The organism is Bacillus sp. SIMBA_026 (assembly GCF_046535335.1).
Taxonomy (GTDB): Bacteria; Bacillota; Bacilli; order Bacillales; family Bacillaceae; genus Bacillus; species Bacillus velezensis.
Map to the genome: position 1 here is coordinate 1,933,798 of NZ_JAWRWX010000001.1, position 25,131 is coordinate 1,958,928.

The 25,131-nt window shown below is 49.7% G+C and carries 21 protein-coding genes; 5 read left to right on the forward strand and 16 right to left on the reverse strand.

The features are described from left to right. Positions 1-8: 8 nt before the first annotated feature. The 3 genes from polX to zapA all read right to left on the reverse strand — a co-directional run bounded on the left by polX (position 9) and on the right by zapA (position 2,625). Positions 9-1,721: a DNA polymerase/3'-5' exonuclease PolX gene (gene polX, locus SB847_RS09500; RefSeq protein WP_410577636.1), complete on the reverse strand. Its 1,713-nt coding sequence runs from the start codon at positions 1,719-1,721 to the stop codon at positions 9-11. 105 nt (positions 1,722-1,826) lie between these two features. Next, positions 1,827-2,360, reverse strand: a complete 534-nt coding sequence (locus tag SB847_RS09505; RefSeq protein WP_038459421.1) for a CvpA family protein — start codon at positions 2,358-2,360, stop codon at positions 1,827-1,829. Between the two features lie 7 nt (positions 2,361-2,367). After that, complete coding sequence (zapA, locus tag SB847_RS09510) at positions 2,368-2,625, reverse strand: cell division protein ZapA (protein ID WP_007408114.1); 258 nt, start codon at positions 2,623-2,625, stop codon at positions 2,368-2,370. Positions 2,626-2,758: 133 nt separating this feature from the next. Here zapA and rnhC point away from each other — a divergent pair, with 133 nt between their 5' ends. Further along, a complete protein-coding gene (gene rnhC / locus SB847_RS09515) occupies positions 2,759-3,700 on the forward strand; it encodes a ribonuclease HIII (protein ID WP_007408113.1) in 942 nt (313 codons plus the stop codon). Positions 3,701-3,736: 36 nt separating this feature from the next. Here rnhC and pheT read toward each other — a convergent pair whose 3' ends face one another. From pheT to SB847_RS09530, 3 genes are all read right to left on the reverse strand, one after another. Next, positions 3,737-6,151 (reverse strand): phenylalanine--tRNA ligase subunit beta, encoded by a 2,415-nt coding sequence (gene pheT / locus SB847_RS09520; RefSeq protein ID WP_101670122.1) that lies wholly within the window; start codon positions 6,149-6,151, stop codon positions 3,737-3,739. 13 nt (positions 6,152-6,164) lie between these two features. After that, on the reverse strand, positions 6,165-7,199 hold the full coding sequence (pheS, locus tag SB847_RS09525) for a phenylalanine--tRNA ligase subunit alpha (protein ID WP_130570731.1): 1,035 nt from the start codon (positions 7,197-7,199) through the stop codon (positions 6,165-6,167). Positions 7,200-7,560: 361 nt separating this feature from the next. Then, a complete protein-coding gene (locus SB847_RS09530) occupies positions 7,561-8,307 on the reverse strand; it encodes a TrmH family RNA methyltransferase (RefSeq protein WP_410577639.1) in 747 nt (248 codons plus the stop codon). 120 nt (positions 8,308-8,427) lie between these two features. Between SB847_RS09530 and sspI the strand changes: the two genes are divergently transcribed. The 4 genes from sspI to SB847_RS09550 all read left to right on the forward strand — a co-directional run bounded on the left by sspI (position 8,428) and on the right by SB847_RS09550 (position 12,627). Next, entirely contained in the window at positions 8,428-8,643 is a 216-nt protein-coding gene (sspI, locus tag SB847_RS09535) for a small acid-soluble spore protein SspI (protein ID WP_003152527.1), read from the forward strand. Between the two features lie 61 nt (positions 8,644-8,704). Beyond that, positions 8,705-9,790 carry a CdaR family transcriptional regulator gene (locus tag SB847_RS09540; RefSeq protein ID WP_410577641.1) on the forward strand — a complete coding sequence of 362 codons (1,086 nt, stop codon included), beginning with the start codon at positions 8,705-8,707 and terminating at the stop codon, positions 9,788-9,790. 99 nt (positions 9,791-9,889) lie between these two features. Further along, entirely contained in the window at positions 9,890-11,302 is a 1,413-nt protein-coding gene (gene glcD / locus SB847_RS09545; protein ID WP_015417962.1) for a glycolate oxidase subunit GlcD, read from the forward strand. Next, positions 11,299-12,627, forward strand: a complete 1,329-nt coding sequence (locus SB847_RS09550) for a (Fe-S)-binding protein (RefSeq protein ID WP_105937460.1) — start codon at positions 11,299-11,301, stop codon at positions 12,625-12,627. Before glcD ends, SB847_RS09550 begins: the two co-directional genes overlap by 4 nt. Before the next feature lie 70 nt (positions 12,628-12,697). Here the strand turns inward: SB847_RS09550 and cstA are convergent, their stop codons facing one another. From cstA to araA, 10 genes are all read right to left on the reverse strand, one after another. Continuing rightward, positions 12,698-14,494: a carbon starvation protein CstA gene (gene cstA, locus SB847_RS09555; RefSeq protein WP_007408107.1), complete on the reverse strand. Its 1,797-nt coding sequence runs from the start codon at positions 14,492-14,494 to the stop codon at positions 12,698-12,700. 110 nt (positions 14,495-14,604) lie between these two features. Next, positions 14,605-16,104: an arabinosylfuranosidase ArfA gene (gene arfA / locus SB847_RS09560; RefSeq protein WP_044801591.1), complete on the reverse strand. Its 1,500-nt coding sequence runs from the start codon at positions 16,102-16,104 to the stop codon at positions 14,605-14,607. A 16-nt stretch (positions 16,105-16,120) separates the two neighbouring features. Then, positions 16,121-16,948 carry an arabinooligosaccharides ABC transporter permease AraQ gene (gene araQ / locus SB847_RS09565; protein ID WP_007612991.1) on the reverse strand — a complete coding sequence of 276 codons (828 nt, stop codon included), beginning with the start codon at positions 16,946-16,948 and terminating at the stop codon, positions 16,121-16,123. Positions 16,949-16,966: 18 nt separating this feature from the next. Then, entirely contained in the window at positions 16,967-17,908 is a 942-nt protein-coding gene (gene araP, locus SB847_RS09570; protein WP_007408105.1) for an arabinooligosaccharides ABC transporter permease AraP, read from the reverse strand. Positions 17,909-17,949: 41 nt separating this feature from the next. Then, entirely contained in the window at positions 17,950-19,245 is a 1,296-nt protein-coding gene (gene araN / locus SB847_RS09575; protein WP_032873743.1) for an arabinooligosaccharides ABC transporter substrate-binding protein AraN, read from the reverse strand. A 31-nt stretch (positions 19,246-19,276) separates the two neighbouring features. After that, a complete protein-coding gene (locus SB847_RS09580; protein WP_410561326.1) occupies positions 19,277-20,461 on the reverse strand; it encodes a sn-glycerol-1-phosphate dehydrogenase in 1,185 nt (394 codons plus the stop codon). Beyond that, positions 20,458-21,264, reverse strand: coding sequence for a sugar-phosphatase AraL (gene araL, locus SB847_RS09585; RefSeq protein WP_410561324.1), 807 nt, complete (start codon positions 21,262-21,264; stop codon positions 20,458-20,460). The genes SB847_RS09580 and araL overlap by 4 nt, the downstream gene beginning before the upstream one ends. Then, positions 21,242-21,931 (reverse strand): L-ribulose-5-phosphate 4-epimerase, encoded by a 690-nt coding sequence (araD, locus tag SB847_RS09590; protein WP_003152509.1) that lies wholly within the window; start codon positions 21,929-21,931, stop codon positions 21,242-21,244. The genes araL and araD overlap by 23 nt, the downstream gene beginning before the upstream one ends. Then, positions 21,924-23,609, reverse strand: coding sequence for a ribulokinase (gene araB, locus SB847_RS09595; RefSeq protein WP_410577644.1), 1,686 nt, complete (start codon positions 23,607-23,609; stop codon positions 21,924-21,926). The genes araD and araB overlap by 8 nt, the downstream gene beginning before the upstream one ends. A 1-nt stretch (position 23,610) precedes the next feature. Further along, positions 23,611-25,104, reverse strand: coding sequence for an L-arabinose isomerase (gene araA / locus SB847_RS09600; protein ID WP_410561320.1), 1,494 nt, complete (start codon positions 25,102-25,104; stop codon positions 23,611-23,613). Positions 25,105-25,131: the final 27 nt, after the last annotated feature.

Consider the following 25,131-nt stretch of genomic DNA (forward strand, 5'->3'; position numbering starts at 1 on the left):
CTCCTTACTTAATCATTGCGCGTCAGAAATGCTTTGACCTCGTGTAGCGGCCGGGCGTTTAACACATGTTTTGTTTCCGTCCAGCCTTTGCGCGCAGCGGTCACGCCCGTTTTCATATCATCGAGCATCTCGATATTATGGGCATCGGTATTAATGACCAAAGTCACACCTTTTTCATTTGCTTTGATCAGATGCTCAGTCCGCAAATCGAGGCGCGCGGGGTTTGCATTCAGTTCAAGCGCCGTATTTGTTTTGGCGGCGAGTTCAATCAGCATGTCGATGTCGACTTCATAGCCGGCCCGTCTGCCGATCAGGCGTCCCGTCGGGTGGGCGATAATGTCCACGTGCTTATTCGTCAGCGCCTGTTCAAGCCGTTTCATAATGACATGCTCCGGCTGGCTGAAGCTTGAATGAATAGACGCGATGACAAGATCCATTTCAGACAGAACACTGTCATCATAATCGAGCGAACCGTCGGGGAGAATGTCCATTTCTACGCCTTTAAAAATATGAAAATTTTCAAATTCAGCATTTAACGCATCAATTTCTTCCGCCTGTTTTTTGAGCCGTTCGGCCGTTAACCCGTTGGCTACCTTTAAATATTGGGAATGGTCGGTAATCGCCATGTACTGATAGCCTTTTGCCATACAAGCTTCTACCATTTCTCTGATGGAAAAAGCGCCGTCACTCCAGGCTGAGTGCATGTGGAGATCGCCTTTTATCGCTTTATGCTCCACAAGGTCCGTTTCTTCCCGGTACGTGTCGACCTCCTGCCCGGTTTCTCTGAGCTCAGGAGGAATAAACGGCAGACCGAAGTGGGCGTAAAACGCTTCTTCGCTCGGGAATGTTTTGACGTCTCCCGTTTCTATGGTTTCTACTCCGTATTCACTGATCCGTTCACCGCGCTCTTTCGCCAGCTGGCGCATTTTAATGTTGTGATCTTTAGAACCGGTAAAATGATGCAGTGTGGTGGCAAACTGTTCCTCTGTCACAAGCCGGAAATCCACACTCGTCTCATATTCAAAGGTCAGGATGACTGATACTTTTGTATCCCCGCTCGCTATCACGTCTTTTACGTTCGGGAGGGAAAGAAGCTGTTCTCTGACAGCCTCCGGATGATCTGTAGCGATAATGTAATCCAGATCTTTTACGGTTTCCCGCGCTCTTCTGAGACTGCCGGCCCGGGAATATTTCTGAATATCCGTCAGCCGGGCCAAATGTTCTTCAATTACTGAAGCAATGCCGAGCGCATAGCCGATCGGAAAACGTTCCGGCTGTTTTCCGGCTTCTCCGAGAGCCTGAAGGATTTTCTCCTCCGTTTTTTTGCCGAAACCGGCGAGCCCCTGTACTTTTTGCTGCTCGCACGCTTCTTTCAGCGATTCCGCGTCATGAACGCCCAGTTCCTGATACAGCTTGGCGATTTTTTTGCCGCCGAGGCCCGGAAGCTTCAAAAGAGGAACCAAGCCTTCCGGAACTTCTTTCTGCAATTGGAGAAGCGTGCCGGACACACCTTCCTGCATATATTCACGAATGACGCCGTAAGTGCCTTTTCCGATGCCGGATATAGACATCATGTCGTCGATTTCCGACAGGCTGCGGTCATCCTGCTCAAGCGCCGCTGCCGCTTTTCGGAAGGCTGATATTTTAAACGGGTTGTCCCCTTTCAGTTCCATATAGACCGCAATCGTTTCAAGCAGCCTGATGATATCTTTTTTATGCATACTGTTAACCCCCAGTCGTTTCCTGCTTTTCATCATACAAATTTTTCTCCTCCGGCACAACTGGCGCAGAGCTTGAAAAAAACTTCTCCGGTCAAGAGAAGTTTTTTATGCCCCGTACTGGGCCCACAGTTCTTGCAGGAGCCCTGACAGATACGGCGTATGATGTGTGATGATATTTGCAAGCGTCGATTGTGCGAGCATATCCTGAAGCACGCTTACCGGCAGTACGGATGCGACGTATAACAGGATAAACGCAAATAAATAGACTTCCAGAAATCCGAGCACCCCGCCCAGCAGTTTGTTGATCTGTTTAATGACCGGAATGCTGGCGATAATATTAAGCGCCGCTCCGATAATCCGAAGCAGAATCTTTGCGATGATAAACAAAATGACAAACGCGATCGCGTTGTAATAAGCCGTCTCTACGTTTCCTTTAATAAAAGACAGAGCCGCCTGCCCGCCGGAAAAATCAGGCGCGGGTATAAAGCTCAGATGCGGGGCCAGGTTTTTGTAAAAAAGCGCCGCAAACGCAATCGAGAGGATGAAACTCGTTAAATATATAAATTGGAGGATAAATCCTCTTTTTAATCCAAGCAATGTGCCCATTAAGAGCAAAACTAAGATGATGATATCTATCATATGGTGTTCATTCCTTTTCTTTAAGCTGCCGCTCCAGTATTTCATATTTTTCTTGCAGTTTCATATAATCATGCACGACATTGACCGCAGTCAATACAGCGAGCTTATTTATATCAAGATATGGATTTTTCTCGTTGATTTCTCTCATTTTATCATCAACCACTCCGGCCACATGGCGCATGTGCGCTTTGCTTTCTTCCCCGATAATGGTGAAGTGCTGGCCGTAAATGTTTACTGTCGTTTTGGTTTTTTTGCCGTCAGACAACGTTTCTCCTCCATTCCGCGAGAATCCTAGTTCCTATCATACCACGATTATCGTTTGAATGGAAAGACGAGCCTCAGGCTGTTATGATACACTGGTATATACAGTGAAAAGTGCCAAAAAAGGAGATTATATCGTGTCCCATTCTGTTATAAAAGTATCCGCTTCCGCTATGGAACAAATGAAACAATCCTATGCCGGCTCCCTTACTCCCGCCGTTCCGCAGGGCGCCGTCTTCCAGGCTAAGCCTCCGGGCTGTACCATTACAGCCTACCGCTCGGGCAAGGTTCTCTTTCAAGGAAAAAATGCCGGCACAGAAGCGGCCCGCTGGGGAACGGCTGAGGCGCCGAAAGCAAAGAAAACCGTCAAAAAAGCGGCCGACCCGCTCTACGCTCCCCCGGCGGGCATTGCCTCCATGTCAGTGATCGGCTCTGATGAAGTCGGAACAGGCGATTACTTCGGGCCGATAACAGTTGCCTGCGCCTACGCCGACAAATCAAAGCTCTCTTTAATGAAAGAACTCGGTGTGAAGGATTCGAAGGATTTAAAAGATCCGCAGATTATTGAAATCGCCAAACTGTTAATTAAAACCATTCCTTACAGCCTGCTTGTGTTAAAAAACGAAAAATACAATCAGATGCAGGAAAAAGGCATGAGCCAAGGAAAAATGAAGGCGCTCCTTCATAATCAGGCGATTTCCAATCTGCTGAGAAAAATGAACGGCGTTAAACCGGAAGCGATTCTGATTGACCAATTCGCAGAGCCCGGCATTTATTTTAAGCATCTTTCCGGACGGGATATCGTAAAAGAAAAAACGTTTTTCAGCACGAAAGCGGAAAGCATACATCTTTCCGTCGCCGCAGCCTCTATCATTGCGCGATATTCTTTCTTAATTGAAATGGATAAGCTTTCCCGAGAGGCTGGGATGACGATTCCAAAAGGCGCGGGGCCGCACGTCGATGAAGCTGCCGCCAAGCTGATCATCAATAAGGGAGAAGGTGCGCTCAGAACGTTCACCAAACTTCATTTTGCCAATACGCAAAAAGCGAAACGCCTTGTTGAACGGAAGCGGTCATAATAAAAAAGCTTGCAGAGTGATCTGCAAGCTTTTTCTTTATCCTCTTAATACAGCCTGATACGTTTCTTCCAGCGCTTTCAGCACGTTTTCATGTACTTTTGTCACTTCTTCTTCTGTCAATGTTTGTTCAGGGTTAACATATTGGAGCGAGAAGGCGACGGATTTTTTGCCTTCTTCCATATGCTCACCTTCGTACACATCAAATACGGTGACTTCTTTCAGCAGCGCGCCGCCGGCTTCTTTGATCACGGCTTCGAGCTGTCCGCTTGTAACGGTTTTATCTGCCACAAGCGCAATGTCGCGCGTGACGGACGGATACTTCGGAATCGGCGTATACACGACAGGTTCTGTTTCCTCGGTCAGAAGCGCGTGCAGATCAAGCTCGAACACATACGTTTCTTTGATATCCAGCTCTTTTTCCATTGCCGGATGCACCTGGCCGATAAATCCGGCAAGCGAACCGTTCAATAGAATGTTTGCCGTCCGGCCGGGATGCATGTTTTTGCGTTCTGACTGGACAAATTCAACCCGGTCTGACACATTCAATTGATGCAGCAGGCCTTCAACGATTCCTTTGGCGACGAAGAAATCAACCGGCTTTTTCTCACCCTGCCATAAATTTTTGCGCCACAATCCGGTTACAGCTCCGGCAACCCGTTCTTTTTCAACCGGTTTTGTGTTTTCTTCTTTCGTCAGAAATACAGAACCCGTTTCATATAAAGCAACAGAATCAGTCTGTCTGGCCAGATTGTATGAAACGGCTTCAAGAAGATTCGGCACGAGGCTGTGTCTGAGAATGCTTCTTTCTTCGCTCATCGGCAGAGCAAGCATCGTGTTGAATGATTTTTCGATCGCAAAAGCGGCCGCTTTTTTATCATTCGTTAATGAATAAGTGGTCGCTTGTGAAAGACCCGCTCCTTCAAGGAAACGTCTCACTTTCCGGCGTTTTGCCTGATACGGTGTCAAGCCGCCTGTCGTGCCGGCCGTTTCCGGAAGCGTGGACGGAATATTGTCATACCCGTACAATCTCGCCGCTTCTTCAATCAGGTCTTCTTCTATTCTAATATCTCCGCGGCGCGACGGCACCGTTACGACGAGAACGTCTTCAGCTTCACCGACTGCAAACCCGAGGCGCTTGTAAATGCTGATGATTTCTTCTTTAGCGATTGTCATGCCGAGTACGGCGTTCACTTTTTCAACAGACACGTGAATGTTGTTTGCTTCGATTTTCAGATGGTTTTCTTCAACCGTGCCTGAGAGCACTTCTCCGCCGGCATATGCCTGAATGAGACTGCAGGCCCGTTCAGCCGCCAGCAAAACGCGGGCCGGATCAATGCCTTTTTCATATCTGGCGCTCGCTTCGCTTCTCAGTCCGAGGTCTCTCGACGCTTTGCGGACGGTCTGTCCGTCGAAATAAGCGGCTTCCAGTAAAATCGCAGTGGTGTCTTCGCGGACTTCAGACTCAGCTCCGCCCATGACTCCCGCAACGGCTTGCGCTTTTTTTCCGTTTGTGATGACCAAATGGCTGCTTGACAGCTTGCGCTCTTGTTCATCCAGCGTCACGATGGTTTCGTTTTCCGCCGCTTTTCTGACGACGACCGCTTTTGAACCGAACCGGTCGTAATCGAAAGCGTGAAGCGGCTGTCCGTACTCAAGGAGGACGAAGTTTGTAATATCCACGACGTTATTATGCGGGCGGATGCCTGCATTCATCAGTTTCGTCTGCATCCAAAGCGGAGACGGGCCGATTTTGACGTTTTTAATGATTTTTGCGGCATAATGCGGATTGGCCTGCGTATCTTCAACCTTAACGGAAACAGCATCCGCCGCTTTTTCTGCCGCTTTTTCATATGAAGCCTCCGGAAGCTTTACCTCTGCGCCGAGGATAGCCGCAACTTCATAAGCCACGCCAAGCATGTTCATCGCGTCGGCGCGGTTCGGCGTTAAGCCCAATTCTAAAATCGCATCATCAAGCTGAAGGGCCGCCATTGCGTCAGCTCCCGTTTCAGCATCATTCGGAAAAACGAAAATGCCTTCCGCATATTCTTTCGCCACGAGCTTGCTTTCAATGCCGAGCTCCTGAAGGGAACAGATCATGCCGTGAGACGCTTCGCCGCGCAGCTTGGCTTTTTTTATTTTGAAATTGCCGGGAAGCACGGCTCCGACTGTTGCAACGGCAACCTTCTGTCCTTTATCAACATTCGGGGCGCCGCAGATAATCTGCACGGGTTCCTCCGCACCGATATCAACAAGGCATTTGTTGAGCTTGTCGGCATTCGGGTGCTGTTCGCGCTCAAGCACGTGTCCGATGACAACGCCTTTTACGCCCTCCCCTTTATACTCGATACCCTCAACTTCAATACCGGCTCTCGTAATTTTTTCTGCAAGCACGGCCGGGTCGATTCCCTGCAAGTCAACGTAATCTTCTAACCATTTATAAGAAACAAACATGTGTATCCTCCTCTTACGCCTGTTTAAACTGCGAAATGAATCTGACATCATTGGTATAGAAATGGCGGATATCTTCAATGCCGTATTTCAGCATCGCGATACGTTCAACACCCATTCCGAAAGCAAAACCCTGGTATTCCTCAGGATTGAATCCGGCCATCTTCAGCACGTTCGGGTGAACCATGCCGGCGCCGAGAATTTCGATCCAGCCTGTTTTTTTGCAGACGGAGCAGCCTTGTCCGCCGCACTTAAAGCAGGTCACATCCACCTCGACAGAAGGCTCTGTGAATGGGAAAAAGCTCGGACGGAGCCTGATTTCACGATCTTGGCCGAACATTTTTTTGGCGACCAATTCAAGCGTGCCTTTCAGGTCGCTCATGCTGATTTTGCGGTCGACGACGAGACCCTCAATCTGCATGAACTGATGGGAATGTGTCGCGTCATCGTTGTCGCGGCGATACACTTTACCAGGACAAATGATTTTGACGGGGCCTTTTCCTTTATGCTTTTCCATCGTGCGCGTCTGCACCGGTGACGTTTGCGTTCTCATCAGCATTTCTTCTGTAATGTAAAAGCTGTCCTGCATGTCGCGGGCCGGATGTTCCTTCGGCAGGTTCAGCGCCTCAAAGTTGTAATAATCCGTTTCCACTTCAGGGCCTTCTTCGACGGTATATCCCATGCCGATAAATAAATCTTCAATTTCTTCAATAACGACCGTCAGCGGATGGCGTCCGCCGATGTTTACCTGACTGCCCGGCAATGTGACGTCAATCGTCTGGCTGCTGAGTTTTTTATTCATTTCTTCTTGTTCAAGCTGTTCATTTTTCGCCGTAATGGCTGCTGCAATGCGCTCTCTCACATCATTGGCGAGCGCTCCCATTTTCGGGCGCTCTTCGGCGGACAGTTTGCCCATGCCGCGGAGAACTTCTGTAATCGGCCCTTTTTTTCCGAGATATTGCACCCGAATGTCGTTAACTTCTTTTAATGAACCCGCCGCTTCTACTTTTTCTGCAGCTTCCAGTTCAAGCTGTTTAAGCTTCTCTTCCATCATGCATCCTCCTTTTATGTAAACCAAACCGTTCTATGCCTTTTTCAGAAAACAAAAAAACCCGCCCCTTGAGAGAAGGGACGAGTTGTGGCCGCGGTACCACCCTTTTTAAGGCAGACTTCATCTGCCGACAGCTTCATTGACATAACGGAAACGATCGTTCCGGTTCACCTTTACGCGCGTTTGGCGCGGTCCCGGTGACAACTCGAGAGGTGAAAATCAATTTTTGTGCTGCGATAAAAATGCTTTCAGTCAGCGGCATTTTCTCCCTGGAAGGCAGTGTGTGCAAAAATTGACGTCCTCTGTCACGGTTTTTACATTATTGCTATCTATTATAGTGAAATCCAAGGCTTTTCGCAACCTATCCTCTGAGATGATAAACGAGGATGGCGGCAGCTACCGCCACATTCAGCGATTCCGCCTGCCCGTACAGCGGAACGTACAGGTTGAGATCCGTTTTTTGCAGAAGGCCGGCGTCCACTCCCGCCCCCTCGTTCCCGACGATTAACGCGAACGATTCTTCAGGCTTCACGCTTTGATAAGCCGCACCGTTTTCAAGCGCCGTGCCGTAGATCGCGACGCCTTGTGATTTCAGCTCAGCGGTGAACTCATCAAGCGGACGTTTTAAAATGGGAATATGAAAATGAGATCCTTGTGCTGAACGCAGCGTTTTTCCATTGTACGGGTCTGCTGTTCCCTCACCAAGGACAACGGCGTCGATGCCCGCCGCATCTGCCGTTCTGATCATTGTTCCTAAATTCCCCGGGTCCTGCACGGCATCAATCAGAAGCAGCTGCTTCAGCTGATCAGGCTGCTTATCCGGCATATGGCAGACCGCGGCGATCCGCTGCGGCGTTTCTGTTTCCGTCACGGCTGAAAACGCGTCTTCGCTCAGCACGTAGCACGGAATGCTCATGTCCAGATCGGCCGGGATGGCGCTCTCATCGTTTACGAGAATTTCTTTTACCGTTCCCTTTGATTTGAGCGCTTCTTCTGCCAGATGCTCTCCTTCTATCAGAAATGTATTCGTTTTAAGTCTCTCTTTTTTTGTGTGAAGTTTTTTCCAGTCCTTCACTTTTTGGTTTTTTGCAGAGTCGATTCGTTTCACTTTATGTCTGTGCTCTCCTTTTTTCATGCATGTTGTTATTATATCTTAAGAACAGCACATAATAAACCGCGTGCGCGGTAAGAATATGCGTATCACATTCAGAAAAAAGGAGCGGTTGTAATGGATCTTAATTTACGCAACGCCGTTATTGCCAATGTAACCGGCAATAACCAGGATCAGCTGGAGCATACTATCGTTGACGCCATCCAAAGCGGTGAAGAAAAAATGCTTCCGGGCCTCGGCGTCTTATTCGAAGTTCTTTGGCAGCATGCGTCGGACTCAGAAAAAAATGAAATGCTCAAAACACTTGAAGGCGGATTAAAACCTGCGCAATAAACATGAACCGGGTGATGGGACACCCGGTTTTTTTTGTATAATAATGGCGAGGGGGATCGCCATGCAGTTACAGCCGGAACTGGCAAAGAAATTGATTGCCGAAGTCAAACATATGTACAGCCGCGAAGTGATTATTGCCGATACAAAAGGAATGATCATCGCGGGCACCAACGAGGCGCGCGCCGGATGGTTTCATGAAGGCGCACTGATCTGCGCGCGCGAAAAACGGAATGTCATCATTACGAAAGAAGATGAAAAACGGCTCGAGGGCGTAAAAGCAGGACTGAACCTCCCCGTTTTTTCAGGCCATGAAGTGATCGGAGTATTCGGCCTGACAGGAGACCCGGACGATATCCTGCCTTTCGGAGAATTGCTCAGAAAAATGACGGAGCTGTTTATTAAAGAAACGCGCCATATGGAAGAAGCGCAGTGGCGTGCGAGAATGCTTGAATCCTTTATGGTTGATTGGCTGCAGCTGAAAGAATGGTCTCCGGGCTTTTTAGAAAAAGCAAAGCTCATCGGCGCAGACCTTCACGCATACCGCCGGATCATACTCATTCAAGGCCGTTATGAGCAATATAAAGCGGAGGAGCTCGGGCGGCTCTGGCAGTACGAATGCCCTGAAGACCTGTTTGTCCGCTGGGGAAATGAACGCATTCTCATTAATCATGAAGCAAATTCGGCTTCCAAAACACAGCTCATTAAAAAGATCGGCGCCGTTTTCGGGCAGCCTGTCACCGCCGGCATCGGACGGATCGTTCCGGGAGAGCGCCTCACGGAATCATACGAACAGGCGGATAAAGCACTTTCAGCCGGTATCGGTGACAAGCAGGCCGTCTTTGAAGAAGATTTAAAACTGGATATGTGTCTTGCCGATATCACACCCCGCACGAGGTCGGAATTTTCACGGCGGGTTCTCGAGCATGTACTGGACCGGGAAGAACTTCTGGATACGCTGCGCGCCTTTTTCGACCGGCAATTATCGTTAAAGCGCACCGCCGACGACATGCATATTCATATCAATACATTGCGCTACCGTCTTTCCAAACTGGAATCACTGACAAATATGAAACTTGACCGCCCCAAAGACATAACGGCTTTTTATTTGGCGCTGCGCTTTTTAGATCAACATACAAAAAGCACGTAATCATATCATCATTTTTCATATGTTTCTCCATAGTGTGCGGAATCGTTTTTCTTTACAATTAAATGAAAACGCTTTTCTTATCAGGGAGGTTGGGAGAACATGATTTCACGAGAGGCAAAAGAAGCGTTCATCCGGACGGTCGGGAAGGAGAATTATGATGATTCGGCGGCGGGCCGTCTTGTGTATTCTTATGATGCGGCTCCTCAGCTGCAAGCCATGCCGGATGCGGTAATCGCCCCCCGCAGCGCGGATGACGTGTCCCGTATATTAACGATTTGCAGCAGGCATGACATTCCGATCGTGCCGAGGGGTTCAGGCACAAACTTATGCGGCGGCACATGTCCGTCTGAAGGCGGGCTTGTGCTTTTATTCAAACATATGAACCGCATTCTTGAAATCGATGAAGAAAATTTGACGGCAACCGTCCAGCCGGGCGTGATCACGCAAGATATGATCCGTGCGGTTGAACAAAAAGGTTTATTTTATCCGCCTGATCCGAGCAGCATGAAAATATCGACAATCGGCGGGAATATTAATGAAAATTCAGGCGGGCTGCGCGGTTTGAAGTACGGCGTCACCCGGGATTATGTCCTCGGCCTTGAAGCCGTCTTGGCTTCAGGCGATATCATCCGCACAGGAGGAAAGCTGACAAAGGATGTCGCCGGTTATGATCTGACCCGGCTTTTCGTCGGATCAGAAGGGACGCTCGGCGTTGTGACGGAAGCGACTTTAAAGCTGGTTCCGAAGCCGGAAACGAAAAAAACGCTACTTGCACTCTATGAACATATTGAAGCGGCTGCGGAATCTGTTTCTGCCATCATCGCTGAAAAAATCATTCCGGCGACACTCGAATTTCTGGATCAGCCGACACTTCAGGTCATTGAAGATTACGCCAAGATCGGGCTTCCGACCGACGCAAAAGCGGTGCTGCTGATCGAACAGGACGGTGACATCGACACGGTCAGACGCGATATGGAAAAAATCGAAGCCATCTGTAAAAACGGAGCAGCCGTATCCGTCCAAACGGCTGAAACCGAGGAAGAGGCATTCGCGCTTACAGAGGCCAGACGGTCCGCATTATCAGCCCTTGCCCGGCTGAAACCGACAACGATTCTGGAAGATGCGACCGTGCCGAGATCGCAAATTGCCAGCATGGTCAAAGCCATTAACGAGATTGCAGAAACATACGGCTTGTCCATCTGCACATTCGGCCATGCCGGAGACGGCAACCTCCATCCGACGTGCACCACCGATATCCGAAATACAGAGGAGATGGAACGTGTCGAAAAAGCTTTTGCCGCCATTTTTGAAAAAGCGATTGAGCTGGGCGGAACGATAACGGGTGAACACGGGGTCGGCATCGTAAAAGCGCCGTATTTAGAAATGAAACTGAAAACAGAAGGCATCACCGCCATGAAAGCGATCAAACAAGCGCTTGATCCCCAAAATCTGCTGAATCCGGGAAAAATATTCGCCAATTCATCAAGGAAACGCGTGGTGGTGATGAAATGACAACGGCTAAAGAGCAGAAACACATTCAAACAGAATTCAAAAACCGCATGGATGAAGGTGAATTGCTGAACTGTATGCGCTGCGGCTTCTGCCTTCCTTCCTGTCCGACCTATATCGAATCGGGATTTCAAGAATCCCATTCGCCGCGCGGCCGGATCGCCCTGATGAAAGCCGTCACTGACGGACTGATCGAGCCTGATGAAGATGTCGAGCGCTCACTTTCGCTGTGTCTCGGATGCCGGGCATGCGAGCCCGTTTGTCCGGCAGGGGTCAATTACGGACAGCTGCTTGAAGAAGCGAGGGATATCATTCATCAAAATAAAAAACATAAGCCGGGCGTGCGCCTCTTGCGGAAAGCCGCCTTCACCGGGCTTTTCCCACATCAAAACCGCATGCAGACAGCCGTGAATCTTCTCGGAATATACCAAAGATCGGGACTGCAGACCGCCGTCAGAAAAACCGGTATGCTGCGCGTTTTGCCTGAGCATCTGCGCACAATGGAACAAGTGCTCCCGCCCGCCCCGAAACGGAAAGACATGAAGGAAAGGCCGCGTTTTCTTCCTGCCGCGGGTCCCGTCCAAAAACGGGCCGCTTTTTTCTCGGGCTGCTTAATGGATACGATGTTTTTAGCGACAAATCATGCGACAACGGCGCTTTTACAGGCGGCCGGGTGTGAAATCGCGGTTCCGGACGGCCAGGCGTGCTGCGGCGCGCTTCACGGGCACAGCGGAGAAAAAGAGATGGGAAAAGAACTGGCCAAGCGGAATATCGCGGCTTTTGAAGCGCTTGACGCTGATTATATCATTACAAACGCCGGCGGATGCGGCGCCTTTCTTCAGGAATATCCCCATTTACTGAAAGATGAACCCGGATGGGCGGAACGTGCCGAACAATTCGTCCGGAAGCTCAAAGACTTTTCATCCGTACTGGTTGATCTGAAGTTCCATCAAAAAAACCTGCGGGTGCAGTCTCCTCATATCGTCACATATCAGGACTCCTGCCATCTCCGCAATGTGATGCATACGTCAGAGGAACCGCGCACGCTTTTGAAAAGCATTAAAGGGGCTGAGTACAGAGAAATGGAAAAGGCCGACAGCTGCTGCGGGTCGGCGGGAATTTATAATATAACAGAGTCAGAGATGTCTATGAAAATATTAGACAGTAAGATGAAAGCCGCCGGAAAAACGGAGGCGGCCGTCATCGTGACAGCCAATCCCGGATGCCTTCTGCAAATGCAGCTCGGCATTTTACGCGAAGGATTAACAGGCCGTGTCCGCGCGGTTCATTTGGCGGATTACCTTTTGGAAGCGGCGGATTTGTCATAAGATGAAAGCAGAGAGACCGATCGGCTCTCTGCTTTTTTTATGATTGTGCAATGTTCGGACGGCCGCGGATTTATCCGGGTATTGAAGCTTCCAGTCTGGCACTCGGATCACGCCATACATTCGCCCATTTTTTCACAGCCGCAATGATAATCACAAGCCCGAGAATGAGCATGATAATGGATAAAACGCCATTCAGCACGTTGTATCCCGCCGCTTCAGGGTTCAAATACACATACCGCACCATCCAATAACCCGCATAGTTGACGGTCACATACAAATAAGCGAGAGGAATCAAGCATGTCAGCATATAGCGCCGCTTATCCGCTATTTTTAATACGACGGTCGCACCGATAATTAAGCCGACAGACGCCATAAGCTGATTGGATACGCCAAACAGCGCCCAAATGGAACTGATGTCGCCCGAATACAGAAGATAGCCCCACAGCAGGCAGGCGAGCGCGCTTGAGAAAATCGAGCCCGGCAGCCAGTCTGTTTTTTTCAGCGGCTTATAGACCTCTCCGAAAAACTCTTGAATCAAGTACCGGGCGACACGGGTTCCCGCATCAATCGCCGTTAAAATAAACACCGCTTCAAACATAATGACGAATTGAAAAAAGTATGAAGCCAAATGACTGAAAAACGGAATCTCCGTAAAGATATACGTCATTCCGACGGCAAGCGTAACGGCGCCGCCCGTTCTTCCTTCCAGACTGAGCCCGATTTCTTTGCTCAATTCAGGCAGATGGACGACATTCATCCCGAGGGTGCGGAATATTTCAGGCGTGCTGTTAATGGCAAAATAATCGGCGGGCTCAAGAGCGGCAGCTGCAATGAGCGCCATAATTCCGACGAGACATTCCACAAGCATCGCTCCGAAAGCAACCGGCTTTATATCACTCCATTTATCCAGCATTTTCGGCGTTGTGCCGGAACCGACAAATGCATGAAAGCCCGAAATGGCGCCGCAGGCAATCGTTATTGAAATAAACGGCCAGACAGGACCCGCGATCACCGGCCCTCCGCCGTGAATAAACTCCGTTACGGCCGGGAATTTAATGGCGGGATTGACGAAAAAGACGCCTGCGATCAAAGCGGCAAAAACCCCGATTTTCATAAAACTGCTTAAATAGTCACGCGGAGCCAGCAAAAGCCAAACCGGAAGCGCCGCGGCGAAAAACGCATAGACAGGAAGCGCCACTGCAAGCGTTTTCGCATCCAGTGTCAGCATGTCCCCGAGAGCCGTTGTCTGCAGCCACGGCCCGATGACAACACCGGCCATTAACAAAAGAAACCCGACAGTTGATGCGAGTTTGAGATTGCCCGTTTTTTTATAATAGAGGCCGACCCCCATCGCGATCGGAATCGTAATCCCCACCGCAAACGTTCCCCACGGGTTTTTCTCAAGCGCGTGCAGCACAACCATGGACAGCCCCGCCATCGTGATCGTAATGATAAACAGCATCGAGAGACCCGTGCAAAAACCCGCCACTGGGCCGAGCTCTTCTTTGGCGACTTCAGAAAGCGTTTTCCCGTTTTTCCGCATTGATGCAAACAATACGACAATATCGTGCACGGCTCCTCCGATCACCGCTCCGATTAACAGCCATAAAAGCCCGGGCAGATAGCCGAACTGAGCTGCCAGAATCGGTCCGACAAGCGGGCCGGCAGCGGCGATTGCCGCGAAGTGGTGGCCGAATGACACCCACTTATTCGTCGGCACATAATCTTTCCCATCCTCAAGCACATGGGCCGGAGTCGGTGTCTGATCATTGATTTTTAATACTTTGACCATCATAAAGGTACCGTAAAGCCGATAGGCGATCGCCAAAATACATATAGACGCTATGACGATTGTAATCGCATTCATTTAATCCCAGCCCCTTTTCTCTTTTTCTAAATATTATCACAATTATCAGATAACAGTAGATGATTTTTACGTAAAAAAAAGCCGGCGGCTAAGCCCGGCTTTTCGGAACGCTATTTTCCTGATAAACGGATGACATTCCAGGACAGCGGCGTAAAATGAGCCGTTATTCCTTCGGCGTTTGCGGAAGACGTCCCGTTGGAGTGCGGAATGACTTCTTTTCTGTTTTTTTGATTGGTCGCTTTCATATCCTGATGCTCCAGCACGATATGCTCAATAATGCGGTAATCTTCAAACCCTCTCAGCTTTATCTCCGTTTCCATCAGTTCCTTGCTTTTGTTGACGGCAAAAATGGTCAGTGCTTCATCCTCTTCATGGTAAACGGCCGCGGCATCAACATACGGCACATCCGTAAAATCCGCTGAGTCGTATTTCGGGGAGGTGACCAGCAGCTTCATTGAAGTCCCTCTCCCGTAGACAGAGGCGTGCATGTAAGGGTAAAAGATCGGCTGTCTCCATGCTTCTCCGCCCTTTTCAGTCATAATAGGCGCAATTACGTTGACAAGCTGGGCGAGACAGGCGATCTTTAGTCTGTCCGCATGCTGCAGCATCGTAATCAGCAGTGAACCGATCAACAGTGCATCTTCAAAATTGTAGATGTCTTCGAGAATCGGCCGGGCCGTAATCCATGGCTCCACTTTTTTATCCGCTTCATTTGAGTGATACCACACATTCCATTCATCTAAAGAAAGGTGAATCGTTTTTTTGCTGCGTTTTTTCGCTTTCATATAATCACATACGGCTGTGACGGATTTAATAAAATGGTCTAAATCCATCGACTTCGCCAAATAGTTTTCAAGATCATTTTCATGGTTGCCGTAATACGTATGCAGTGAGATGTAATCCACATGCTCGTACGTATGCTCAAGCACCTCGGCCTCCCACTCGATGAAGGACGGCATGCCGCTGTTTGAGCTTCCGCAAGCCACCAATTCGATCGTCGGGTCCGTCCATTTCATCACCTTTGCCGTTTCAGCGGCGAGCCGTCCGTATTCATGCGCCGTTTTATGACCGATCTGCCAAGGGCCGTCCATCTCATTTCCTAAGCACCATGTTTTGATGCCGTAAGGTTTTTCATATCCGTGCGATTTTCGTAAGTCGCTCCAGTATGACCCTTCAGGATGGTTGCAGTATTCGACGAGGTTCCGGGCGGCATCGATCCCTCTCGTCCCGAGATTGACCGCCATATTCACTTCGGCGTTCACTTTTTTCGCCCACGTTAAAAATTCATTCGTCCCCACTTCGTTCGTTTCTGTCGTCTGCCATGCCAAATCAAGCCTCCGCGGGCGGTCCTTCACCGGCCCTACGCCGTCTTCCCAATTGTAGCCCGAGAGAAAATTCCCTCCCGGATAGCGGATGAACGGCACTTGCAATTCCTTGATTAACTCCTGCACGTCTGTTCTGAAGCCGTCCTTGTCGGCTTTCGGGTGTCCGGGCTCATAAATGCCTTCATACACCGCCCGGCCCATATGTTCTATAAATGATCCGTACATCCGTTTGTCCACTTCACCGATGATATATTCTTTATCTGCTGTAATCCCCGCTTTTTTCATTATTTCCTCCCTCTCTCTATCCCTTCACTCCGCCTACTGTGAGGCCGGAAATGAAGTATTTTTGGAAAAACAAGAATATGATGATCACCGGCAGTATCGCAAAAACGGACCCGGAAATCAGCATGTCATAGTTGTTGCCGTACGGACTCAGCAGCCCTGAAAGTCCGATTGGAAGCGTAAACATTTCTTTCGACCGAAGCACGATCAGCGGCCATAAAAAGTTATTCCAGCTGTTTAAAGATTGAAGAATGATCATTGCCCCGAATGCCGGTTTCATGAGCGGCGCCATAATTCTGAAAAAAATGCCGAATTCCGTGCAGCCGTCCATTCTCGCTGAATCAAGCAGATCCTTCGGAAGTCCGAGCGCATATTGCCGGAAAAAGAACACGGCGACAGGCGACACAATAAACGGCAGAATCACCCCCGTATAAGAATCGATCAAATGAAGACCCACCGTCAATTTGAACAACGGAAGCATCATCACTTCAAGAGGCACCATCATAATGATCAGCACAAGAACGAAAATAATATTTCTGCCCTTAAATTCGTAGACACCGAGTCCGTAGCCGATCAAAGAGGAAAAAAACAGCGTGAGAACCGTGGTGAGAACGCCGAGCAGCAGGCTGTTAAAAAACCATTTGAAATAAATGCTCCCCCCGTTGAACAAATAGGTGTAGTTATCAAGGCTCATCACATCCGGATCAAGACGCAGATTCAGCCCGATGCGCATCAGCTCAGATGACGGCTTTAAAGAACCGAGCAATAGACAGATCATCGGAAAGATATACAACAGGCTCAGCATGATAAAAAACAAGGTAAACGCGACTCTGTACACGGAAAACATGTGATTGTTACGCAACGCTTATCCCTCCCCTTTAAACGAACCGGACAGTTTCAGTGAAACAAGGCTGACTAGTAAGATGACAAGCAAAAGGACAATTCCGATTGCGGCCCCGTACCCCATTTCGTTGTATGCAAGCCCCTGCTGATATAAATAACCGACAAGCGTGAGGCCGATATTGCCCGGGGAATTATTCTGCCAAAGCACATAGCTTTCCTCAAACATTCTGAAACCGCCGATAATACTGATCGTTAACACATAAACGGACACCGGCTTTAAAAATGGAAGGGTAATATGACGGAACTTTTTCCACGTACTCGCCCCGTCAATTTCAGCCGCTTCATACAATTCTTTCGGCACGTTTTGCAATCCCGCCAGAAAGTAAAGAATGTTAATGCCCATCCACCTCCATGACGCAAGCAGCACCATTAAAAACATGCCGGTACCTTTGTTGTTGAGCCAGTTTTGGGGTGATGCGCCAAGCTTCATCATCAGCTCGTTTGCAAGCGACGTATTCATTTCTCCGAACATCAGACGGAAAATAATCCCCGCTACGATCGTCGATGTTAAAGCCGGTACAAACAGAGCCGATTTAAATACATTTCTGAACCTGACGAGCTTCGAATTCAGAATCACCGCCAAAAGAAGCGGCACCGGAATCAGCACGATCAGCGTCCAGAAGGTATATTCCAATGTGTTAAACAGTGCGGTGTAAAAGGTTGGATTAAGAAGAGCGGTATAATTGGAAAACCCGACAAATGTAATTTCTCCCGGCAGTATCCGCTGAAAGCTCATGATAAACACGCTGATGATCGGATACAAAAAGAAAACGAGAAACGAAATGATAAATGGCGCCGTAAAAAGATAAGGCGCCGCTTTTTTTGAATACAGCACATTGCGCCGGCGCGGCTTCTTCCGGACTGCAGAAACGGTTTGCGCTGTCTCTGTCTTTACAGGTCTCATAAAAGCTCCCCCGCTTTCACTGTTAAATAGGGCGGCTTCTCCTATTTCTCTAATTGCTCTGCCGCCTCGTCCAAGGCTTCCTTAGGTGTTTTTTCCTGCGTCTTCAGCGCATCGAACAGCACTTGTCTGACAACAAGATCAGCCGCTTTAGAGAAGTCTTCATGCAGATAAATCGGATTGATCTCATCTTTTATTTCAAGGAGCGAGGAAAAAATTGACGTACCGTTCCGGAAGAAATCCGTGTACTTGTTTTTCTCCTTCAATTCTTTTGAATCCCACACGTCCCAGCGGAGCGGGTCAAAGCCGAGCACCGTCCAAAGCTTTATGTTCCCTTCCTTTGAACCTTTCGCAAAACCGAGAAATTCTTTCGCGAGATTCAGATGTTCAGCCTGCTTCGGCACGACGGTGGCTGTTCCGCCTAAACCCGCTGATCTGTCACCGCCTTCTTTCCAGGCCGGCATAGGGTAAATCGCCATTTTTCCTTTTAAATCAGGCATATAATCGATAAACCGTCCCATGTACCAAATAGGCATCAGCACTGAGGCTGCCCCGCCCTGATTCATAAAACCGTAGTATTCTTCGCTGTGATGGCCGCCGCCGGGAGCCGGCAGAAGGGTTTTATCATTTACCATGTCCTTTACATAATTCAGTGTGTCTGTATTCGTCTTGCTGTTCAGAATCAATTTTCCGTTTTTGCTGTAGTAGCCTGACCCTTGCTGCGAAATCATGGATAGGAATGTGGCGGAGTCGTTTGTTTCAACCGTTCCCATCGGTTTCCCAGATGCTTCACGCACTTTTTTCCCTGCCCGCCGGTAATCTTCCCATGTCTTAATGGAGGCGGGATCAACGCCCGCTTTTTTCATGATATCCATGTTGTAAAACATGACGGTCGTCCCCACATGTGTATCAAGGCCGTACAATTTTCCGTTTTTGCTGTACAAGGCCAGACGCGCTTCCACAAACTTATCGCGGTCTTTTTCAATCAGCGGCGTCAGATCGGCAAGCGGGATATCCTTCCCCTTCAGAAAGTTCGAGAACCGGCTTAATTCCACGTCGGCTATATCGGGAAGCCCCTCACCCGCGATCAGCGAAACCGATAAATTATCATGCATTTGTCCATAAGGATAAACAACGGTATTCAGCTTGATTTTGCGCTCCGGATATTTCTGATTCCATTCTTTGACCATTTCCTGATAAAACTGTTCGTGCAGACCGTTAAACGTCCAAAACGTCAGCTCCGTTTCTCCCGGCCGGCCGGCAGTCCGTTCTTGTGAACAGCCGGCGGTAAACAAGAAGAGCATCATCAGCACCAAACATACAGCGGTCGTTTTTTTCATGTCATTACCCCTTCCACTTTAGGCCGCGCGGCTATAGATGCAAATGATGTGCAAAGAGTGCTGCATTTTCATTTATGATGGTTAAACCGGTATAACGGTCTCGCAGTGTGTGCGCATGCTTAAGCGCATCGCTGACAAGGTCCTGTTTTACACCGATCTCATCGAAACAGGCGGGACCTCCCGCAGATGCGAGCCACCCGGCAATTGTTTTGCCGTCGGGAAGGCCTTCATATGCAGATTGAATCGCCTCACGAAAGTGCGGCGGCAGTTCAGCAAGCTTTTCGTGACAAGCCAGTTCTTTGTAAATATCACTCAGCACCGCGCACGCACAGCCGACCTTCGCACCGTGGAGAATCGGAGGCTGTTTTGCCTTCAGCATTTCCATCTCAATCCAATGCGAGATGTGATGCTCTCCTCCTGAGGCGGGGCGGGAGTGGTCAAGCGCAAGCATGACAAGACCTGAAACGATCAGCGCTTCCATCAGTATCTGAATGCCGGCCTCCGTTCCCATGGCAATGTCAGCGCGGTGATCAATGCACTGCCAAAGCGCGTCTTTCACAAGCTTCGCCCCGGCTTCTGAGTACGGCTCACCCGCAAGCCTGCGGGAAATCTCCCAATCTGCCAGTGATGTTATTTTTCCGATCATGTCTCCGAAGCCCGCGGCTGTCATTGAACGGGGCGCTTCTTTTAATACATTCGTATCCGCAAATAAGGCGATCGGCGCTTTCGTTTGAATCGTCGTTTTGATTCCGTTTAATATGAGCGGCGCTCCAGCCGATGTAAAACCGTCGACTGACGGAGCGGTGGGGAATGAGATAAACGGCAATCCGCGCTGGCAGGCGGCAAACCGCGTAATGTCGTGAATCGTTCCTGAACCGGCCGCAATGATGACATCCGTCTCTTCCGCGAGATTGATCAGCGTATAGACCAATGTCCTCTCATCAGCTGCGGCGGTCCCGGCTTCATGCTCCGAAATGATGACTTTTGACGCTTTGATCCCGCCTGCCCTCAATTCGTCCGCAAGCAGACGTCCCGCCGCCTCGTACGTGTTCCGGTCACAGACGAGAACCGGATGATTCCAGCATTTTTTTTGCAGAAATCTGAGAAGCTCTTCTTTTGCATTCGCCCCGATCACGATATCTTCTATTTGAATCGGTGAGCGGCTGGCCCCTTCCTTGTCAAACTCGGATTGAATGTCCTCAGGAGAACGTTTCATAAAAGGATTCCCTCCTTCGCTAATCCTGTCAGGTCTTTAATAGAATCAAGGACGATGTCAGGTTCATATAGACGGGGCTCCCCAAGTTTGGCCGACCCCGTCAGAACCAATACGCTTTTCATTCCGTACAGCCTGCCCATTGCGATATCAGATTCGAGGCTGTCTCCGATAATGGCGCATTCCTCAGGGGGAAGTCCGAGCGCTTCACATGCCGCCTCAGCCATCAGCCAAGACGGTTTGCCGATGACAAGCTCCGTTTTTGCTCCGGCGGATGCTTCAATGGCCCCGATCATTCCCGCGACGTCCATGGCATGGCCGCCTTCATTCGGAAAGGAGCGGTCCCGGTTCGTGGCGATGATGCGCGCGCCGGAGGAAGCCGCCTTAAAAGCGAGATTCAGATCCTCATAGGTGACGGTTTCATGCAGGGAGATGACAAGCCAGTCTGCCGCCTGCGGGTTTTGCGCCAGGGCGACACCCGCTAAAGCGAGTTCATCAGTCAGCCCTTTTTCCCCTAACACCCACACCTTTGACATAGGATAATGCTTCTTTAAAAATGATGCCGTCACACTGGAGGACAGCACGATGTTCCGTTCATCCGTGCGGATACCGGCACCCAGCAGTTTCTTTCGGCACATTGCTCTTGATAGATTGCCGCGGTTGCTTAAAAAGACAACGGCTTTGCCCAGTGACTGAAGGGTATGAACGGCTTCTTTTGCGCCGTCAATCAGCTCCCGCCCCCTGAATACGGTTCCGTCTAAATCAATCAGAAACCCGGCTGCGTCAAGTTTGGCCATAATAAGCATTCGCCCCGTGTTTTCTGTAAAAATGCTTGTCGTGCAGCACTCTGTCGATCGGACTGAGCTGTTTGTTCAGCATAAGCGAATGGTAGGCCATTTCCGCTACCGTTTCGAGCACAACGGCGTTATGCAGGGCATTCAGCGCGTCCGTTCCCCAGCAGAACGGGCCGTGGCTGTGGACGAGGACACCCGGATTTTGTTCATACGGTTCGTTTTGAAAGGTTTCGGCTATGACTTTGCCTGTATGATATTCGTAATCTTTCACAATTTCTTCTTCATACATTTCCCTCGTGCAGGGTATAGCGCTTTCAAAGTAATCCGCGTGAGTCGTTCCGAGAGCGGGTATGTCTCTTCCGGACTGCGCCCAGCTCGTCGCCCAGCGGGAATGCGTATGAACGATTCCGCCGATCGCCGGAAACGCTTTATACAGATAAAGATGGGTCGGCGTGTCAGAAGATGGTTTCAGCGAGCCTTCGAGAATGTCTCCGTCCTCATTCAGGACGACCAGTTTGTCAGCGGTCAGCTCACTGTAATCGACACCGCTCGGTTTAATGACGATTCTCCCGCTCTCTCTGTCGATGCCGCTGACATTCCCCCATGTAAACGTGACAAGGTTATGTTCCTCAAGCTTCAGGTTGGCGGCGAGCACTTCTTCTTTTAACGCTTCAAGCATGGCGGCTCCCTCCTTTCGCAAAATCACGGTTTTTAATGGCTTTCAGGCGTTTCATCACATTGTTTTCTTTGCCGAAGTAGTGTACGAGCTCTTTATATTCCGCATATAAGCTGTCATAAATCTCAGCTCTTTCCCGGTTCGGGGCATAAAAGCCGTCTTTTAATTTCCCCATATGCGCACATGCTTCAGCAATATTGGAGAAGCCCCCGTTTTCCCGTCCCGCGGCAAGCGCTCCGAAAATCGCGGAGCCCAGTGCAGGCGCCTGCGGAGACCCGGATAATTTAATATCCATATTTGTGACGTCTGCATAAATCTGCATGACAAACGGATTTTTTTCGGCGATTCCTCCGGCCGCGTAAAGCTCTTCGACCGGAACGCCGTTTTCCCGGAACGTTTCGATAATCATCCTCGTTCCGAACGCTGTCGCTTCAATCAATGCCCTGTAGATTTCTTCCGGCTTCGTATGCAGCGTCATGCCGAGCATCATGCCCGTCAAATCGGCGTCCACCAAGGTTGACCGGTTTCCGTTCCACCAGTCAAGCGCGAGAAGGCCGCTTTCCCCGGGAACAAGTTCAGCTGCTTTTTTGCTGAGCAGCTCGTGAATGTCTATGTGTTTATCCTCAGCTTCCTTCTCATAGTTTCTCGGAACGCACGTTTTGACGAACCATTCAAAGTGGTCGCCGACACAGGACTGCCCCGCTTCATATCCCGCATATCCGGGCAAGATGCCGTTATTGACGACCCCGCACATACCGGGGACGATATGTTCTTCGTCGCCGAGCAGCACATGGCAGGTAGACGTTCCCATGATCATCAGCATTTTCCCCGGCTCTGTAATACCGACCGCGGGCACTGACACGTGAGCGTCGACATTGGCGACGGCAACGGCCGTCCCCGGCAGAAGCCCGGTCAGCTCCGCCATTTTTTCGGTCAAACCTCCTGCTTTTTCCCCGACTGAATAAATGGAGCCGCTTAATTTATCCTTTGTAATCGTTTTCATTAACGGGTTGAGCCTTTCGAAAAAATGATCCGGCGGATACCCCGTCTCCTCATTCCAGATTGCTTTGTAGCCGGCCGTGCAGTTGCTTCGCTTCAAAGAACCGCACAATTGATAGACAATCCAGTCAGCCGCTTCCACAATCCGATCTGCCGCCTTGTATATATGCGGCGCTTCTTCCGCAATTTGCATGATTTTCGGGATCATCCATTCGGAAGAAATTTTACCGCCGTATCTTTTAAGGAATGTTTCATTTGTGTCTTCGGCAATCGTGTTCAAACGGTCTGCATGTTTTTGAGCCGCATGATGCTTCCACAGCTTCACATAACTGTGGGGCTCCCTTTCAAATTCCGGCAGCATACAAAGCGGCTGCCCCGCGCCGTCTATCGGCAAAATCGTGCAGGCGGTAAAATCAATTCCTATGCCGATCACGTCTTTTGGATCAGCGCCCGCCTGCTCAAGCAGGTTCGGAATCGCCGTTTCCAGAACTTCGATATAATCGGCAGGATGCTGAAGCGCCCAATCCCGAGGGAGTTTTTCACCCGTCTTCGGCAGCGTGCGGTCGATGACGGCATGAGTGTATTCTTTTACCGCAGACGCGATTTCTTCGCCCGTGCGGACATTGACAAGCACCGCCCGGCCGGACAATGTGCCGAAATCAACACCAATCGTATACGCCATATTAATTCCCTCCCAGCCGGTATAATGCGTCATTCCATTTCAGCTCTTTTTTCAGCTCATGTATTTCGGTATTGCGGGAAATAAAGATGCTTTCAATGCCTGCCATCTCAGCCCAGTCAAGCATCTGTTCAGCCGTAAGCCGGAAGGACATACAGGTATGATGGGCGCCTCCCGCCAAAATCCATGCTTCCGCAGCTGTTTTCAGCGATGGCTCCGGCTTCCACAGCACCCGCGCCACAGGGAGATTCGGCATATCATGATCAATTTCCCTGCCTTCCGCTTCATTCAGAATGAGACGGAATCGCCCGCCGATATCAATGATGCTGGCGATGATGGCTGAACCGCCGATTCCGTTAAAGACCAACCGGGCCGGATCTTCCTTCCCTCCGATTGAGAGAGGATGGACTTCGATTTTCGGCTGATCAAGGGCGATCGTCGGACATACTTCAAGCATATGTGATCCGAGAATCATCGCACGACCCGGTTCAAAATGGTACGTATAATCTTCCATGAAGGAGGTTTGTTCTCCGTCCGCCATTATTTTCATCATTCGCACAAGGGCAGCCGTTTTCCAATCGCCTTCGCCGGCAAATCCGTACCCTTTTTCCATGAGACGCTGAACGGCAAGACCCGGAAGCTGCTTCATTCCGTGCAAAACTTCAAACGAGGTCGAAAACGCTGTATATCCGCCCCGTTCGAGAAAGGCCGTTAATCCGAGTTCAATTTTCGCCTGTTCTTTAATGGAAGCAACTTTTGCTTCATCCCGTTTTGTTTCGTCGCTGATGACATACAAGTTGTCGTATTCCTCATAAAGCGCCTCAATTTCTGCGTCGGTGACGTTGTTCATCACCTCGGTAAGATCGCCGATTCCGTACCCGTCAACCTGCCAGCCGAATTGAATGTGGGCGCCGACTTTGTCTCCGTCAGTAACCGCCACATTCCGCATATTATCGCCGAACCGGGCTACTTTAATATTCCTGCTTTCATTCCAAGCGGCAGCCGTGTTCATCCATTGCGAAATGTCATGTTTGACTTCCTCATCATCCCAATAGCCTGCGATGACTTTTCTCGTCTGCCCCATTCTTGACTGGATATATCCGTATTCCCGGTCTCCGTGAGCGGATTGGTTGCTGTTCATAAAGTCCATATCAATCGTTTCCCACGGGATGTCGCGATGATACTGGGTATGCAGATGAAGCATCGGCTTTTGAAAAGCGGAAAGACCTTCAATCCACATTTTCGCAGGGGAAAATGTATGCATCCACGTCACAACCCCGGCACAGTTTTCTTGATACTGCGCTTCCCGCAAAACCTCTCTGATTGTTTCAGATGACGTGACAACCGGTTTATGCCTGATCTTGTATCTTGATGACACCCCGCTGAGGCCGTCACATATTCCCTTTGCGTGTTTATCGACAAGCTTCAGCGTTTCCTCTCCGTATAAGTGCTGGCTTCCCGTTACAAACCAAAATTCATATTCTTTGTTCTGAAGCACATTCATTTCCCCTTCCCATCAAAATAA

What these genes read in the sequence shown, in the direction of transcription:
- araL (WP_410561324.1), bottom strand. Translation starts at nt 21,264, where the DNA reads ATGCTTATTATGGCCAAACTTGACGCAGCCGGGTTTCTGATTGATTTA.
- araN (WP_032873743.1), bottom strand. Translation starts at nt 19,245, where the DNA reads ATGAAAAAAACGACCGCTGTATGTTTGGTGCTGATGATGCTCTTCTTG.
- pheS (WP_130570731.1), bottom strand. Translation starts at nt 7,199, where the DNA reads ATGGAAGAGAAGCTTAAACAGCTTGAACTGGAAGCTGCAGAAAAAGTA.
- araD (WP_003152509.1), bottom strand. Translation starts at nt 21,931, where the DNA reads ATGCTTGAAGCGTTAAAAGAAGAAGTGCTCGCCGCCAACCTGAAGCTT.
- pheT (WP_101670122.1), bottom strand. Translation starts at nt 6,151, where the DNA reads ATGTTTGTTTCTTATAAATGGTTAGAAGATTACGTTGACTTGCAGGGA.
- glcD (WP_015417962.1), top strand. Translation starts at nt 9,890, where the DNA reads ATGATTTCACGAGAGGCAAAAGAAGCGTTCATCCGGACGGTCGGGAAG.
- SB847_RS09580 (WP_410561326.1), bottom strand. Translation starts at nt 20,461, where the DNA reads ATGAAACGTTCTCCTGAGGACATTCAATCCGAGTTTGACAAGGAAGGG.
- polX (WP_410577636.1), bottom strand. Translation starts at nt 1,721, where the DNA reads ATGCATAAAAAAGATATCATCAGGCTGCTTGAAACGATTGCGGTCTAT.
- SB847_RS09550 (WP_105937460.1), top strand. Translation starts at nt 11,299, where the DNA reads ATGACAACGGCTAAAGAGCAGAAACACATTCAAACAGAATTCAAAAAC.
- SB847_RS09540 (WP_410577641.1), top strand. Translation starts at nt 8,705, where the DNA reads ATGCAGTTACAGCCGGAACTGGCAAAGAAATTGATTGCCGAAGTCAAA.
- arfA (WP_044801591.1), bottom strand. Translation starts at nt 16,104, where the DNA reads ATGAAAAAAGCGGGGATTACAGCAGATAAAGAATATATCATCGGTGAA.
- cstA (WP_007408107.1), bottom strand. Translation starts at nt 14,494, where the DNA reads ATGAATGCGATTACAATCGTCATAGCGTCTATATGTATTTTGGCGATC.
- araQ (WP_007612991.1), bottom strand. Translation starts at nt 16,948, where the DNA reads ATGTTTTCCGTGTACAGAGTCGCGTTTACCTTGTTTTTTATCATGCTG.
- sspI (WP_003152527.1), top strand. Translation starts at nt 8,428, where the DNA reads ATGGATCTTAATTTACGCAACGCCGTTATTGCCAATGTAACCGGCAAT.
- araP (WP_007408105.1), bottom strand. Translation starts at nt 17,908, where the DNA reads ATGAGACCTGTAAAGACAGAGACAGCGCAAACCGTTTCTGCAGTCCGG.
- SB847_RS09505 (WP_038459421.1), bottom strand. Translation starts at nt 2,360, where the DNA reads ATGATAGATATCATCATCTTAGTTTTGCTCTTAATGGGCACATTGCTT.
- araB (WP_410577644.1), bottom strand. Translation starts at nt 23,609, where the DNA reads ATGGCGTATACGATTGGTGTTGATTTCGGCACATTGTCCGGCCGGGCG.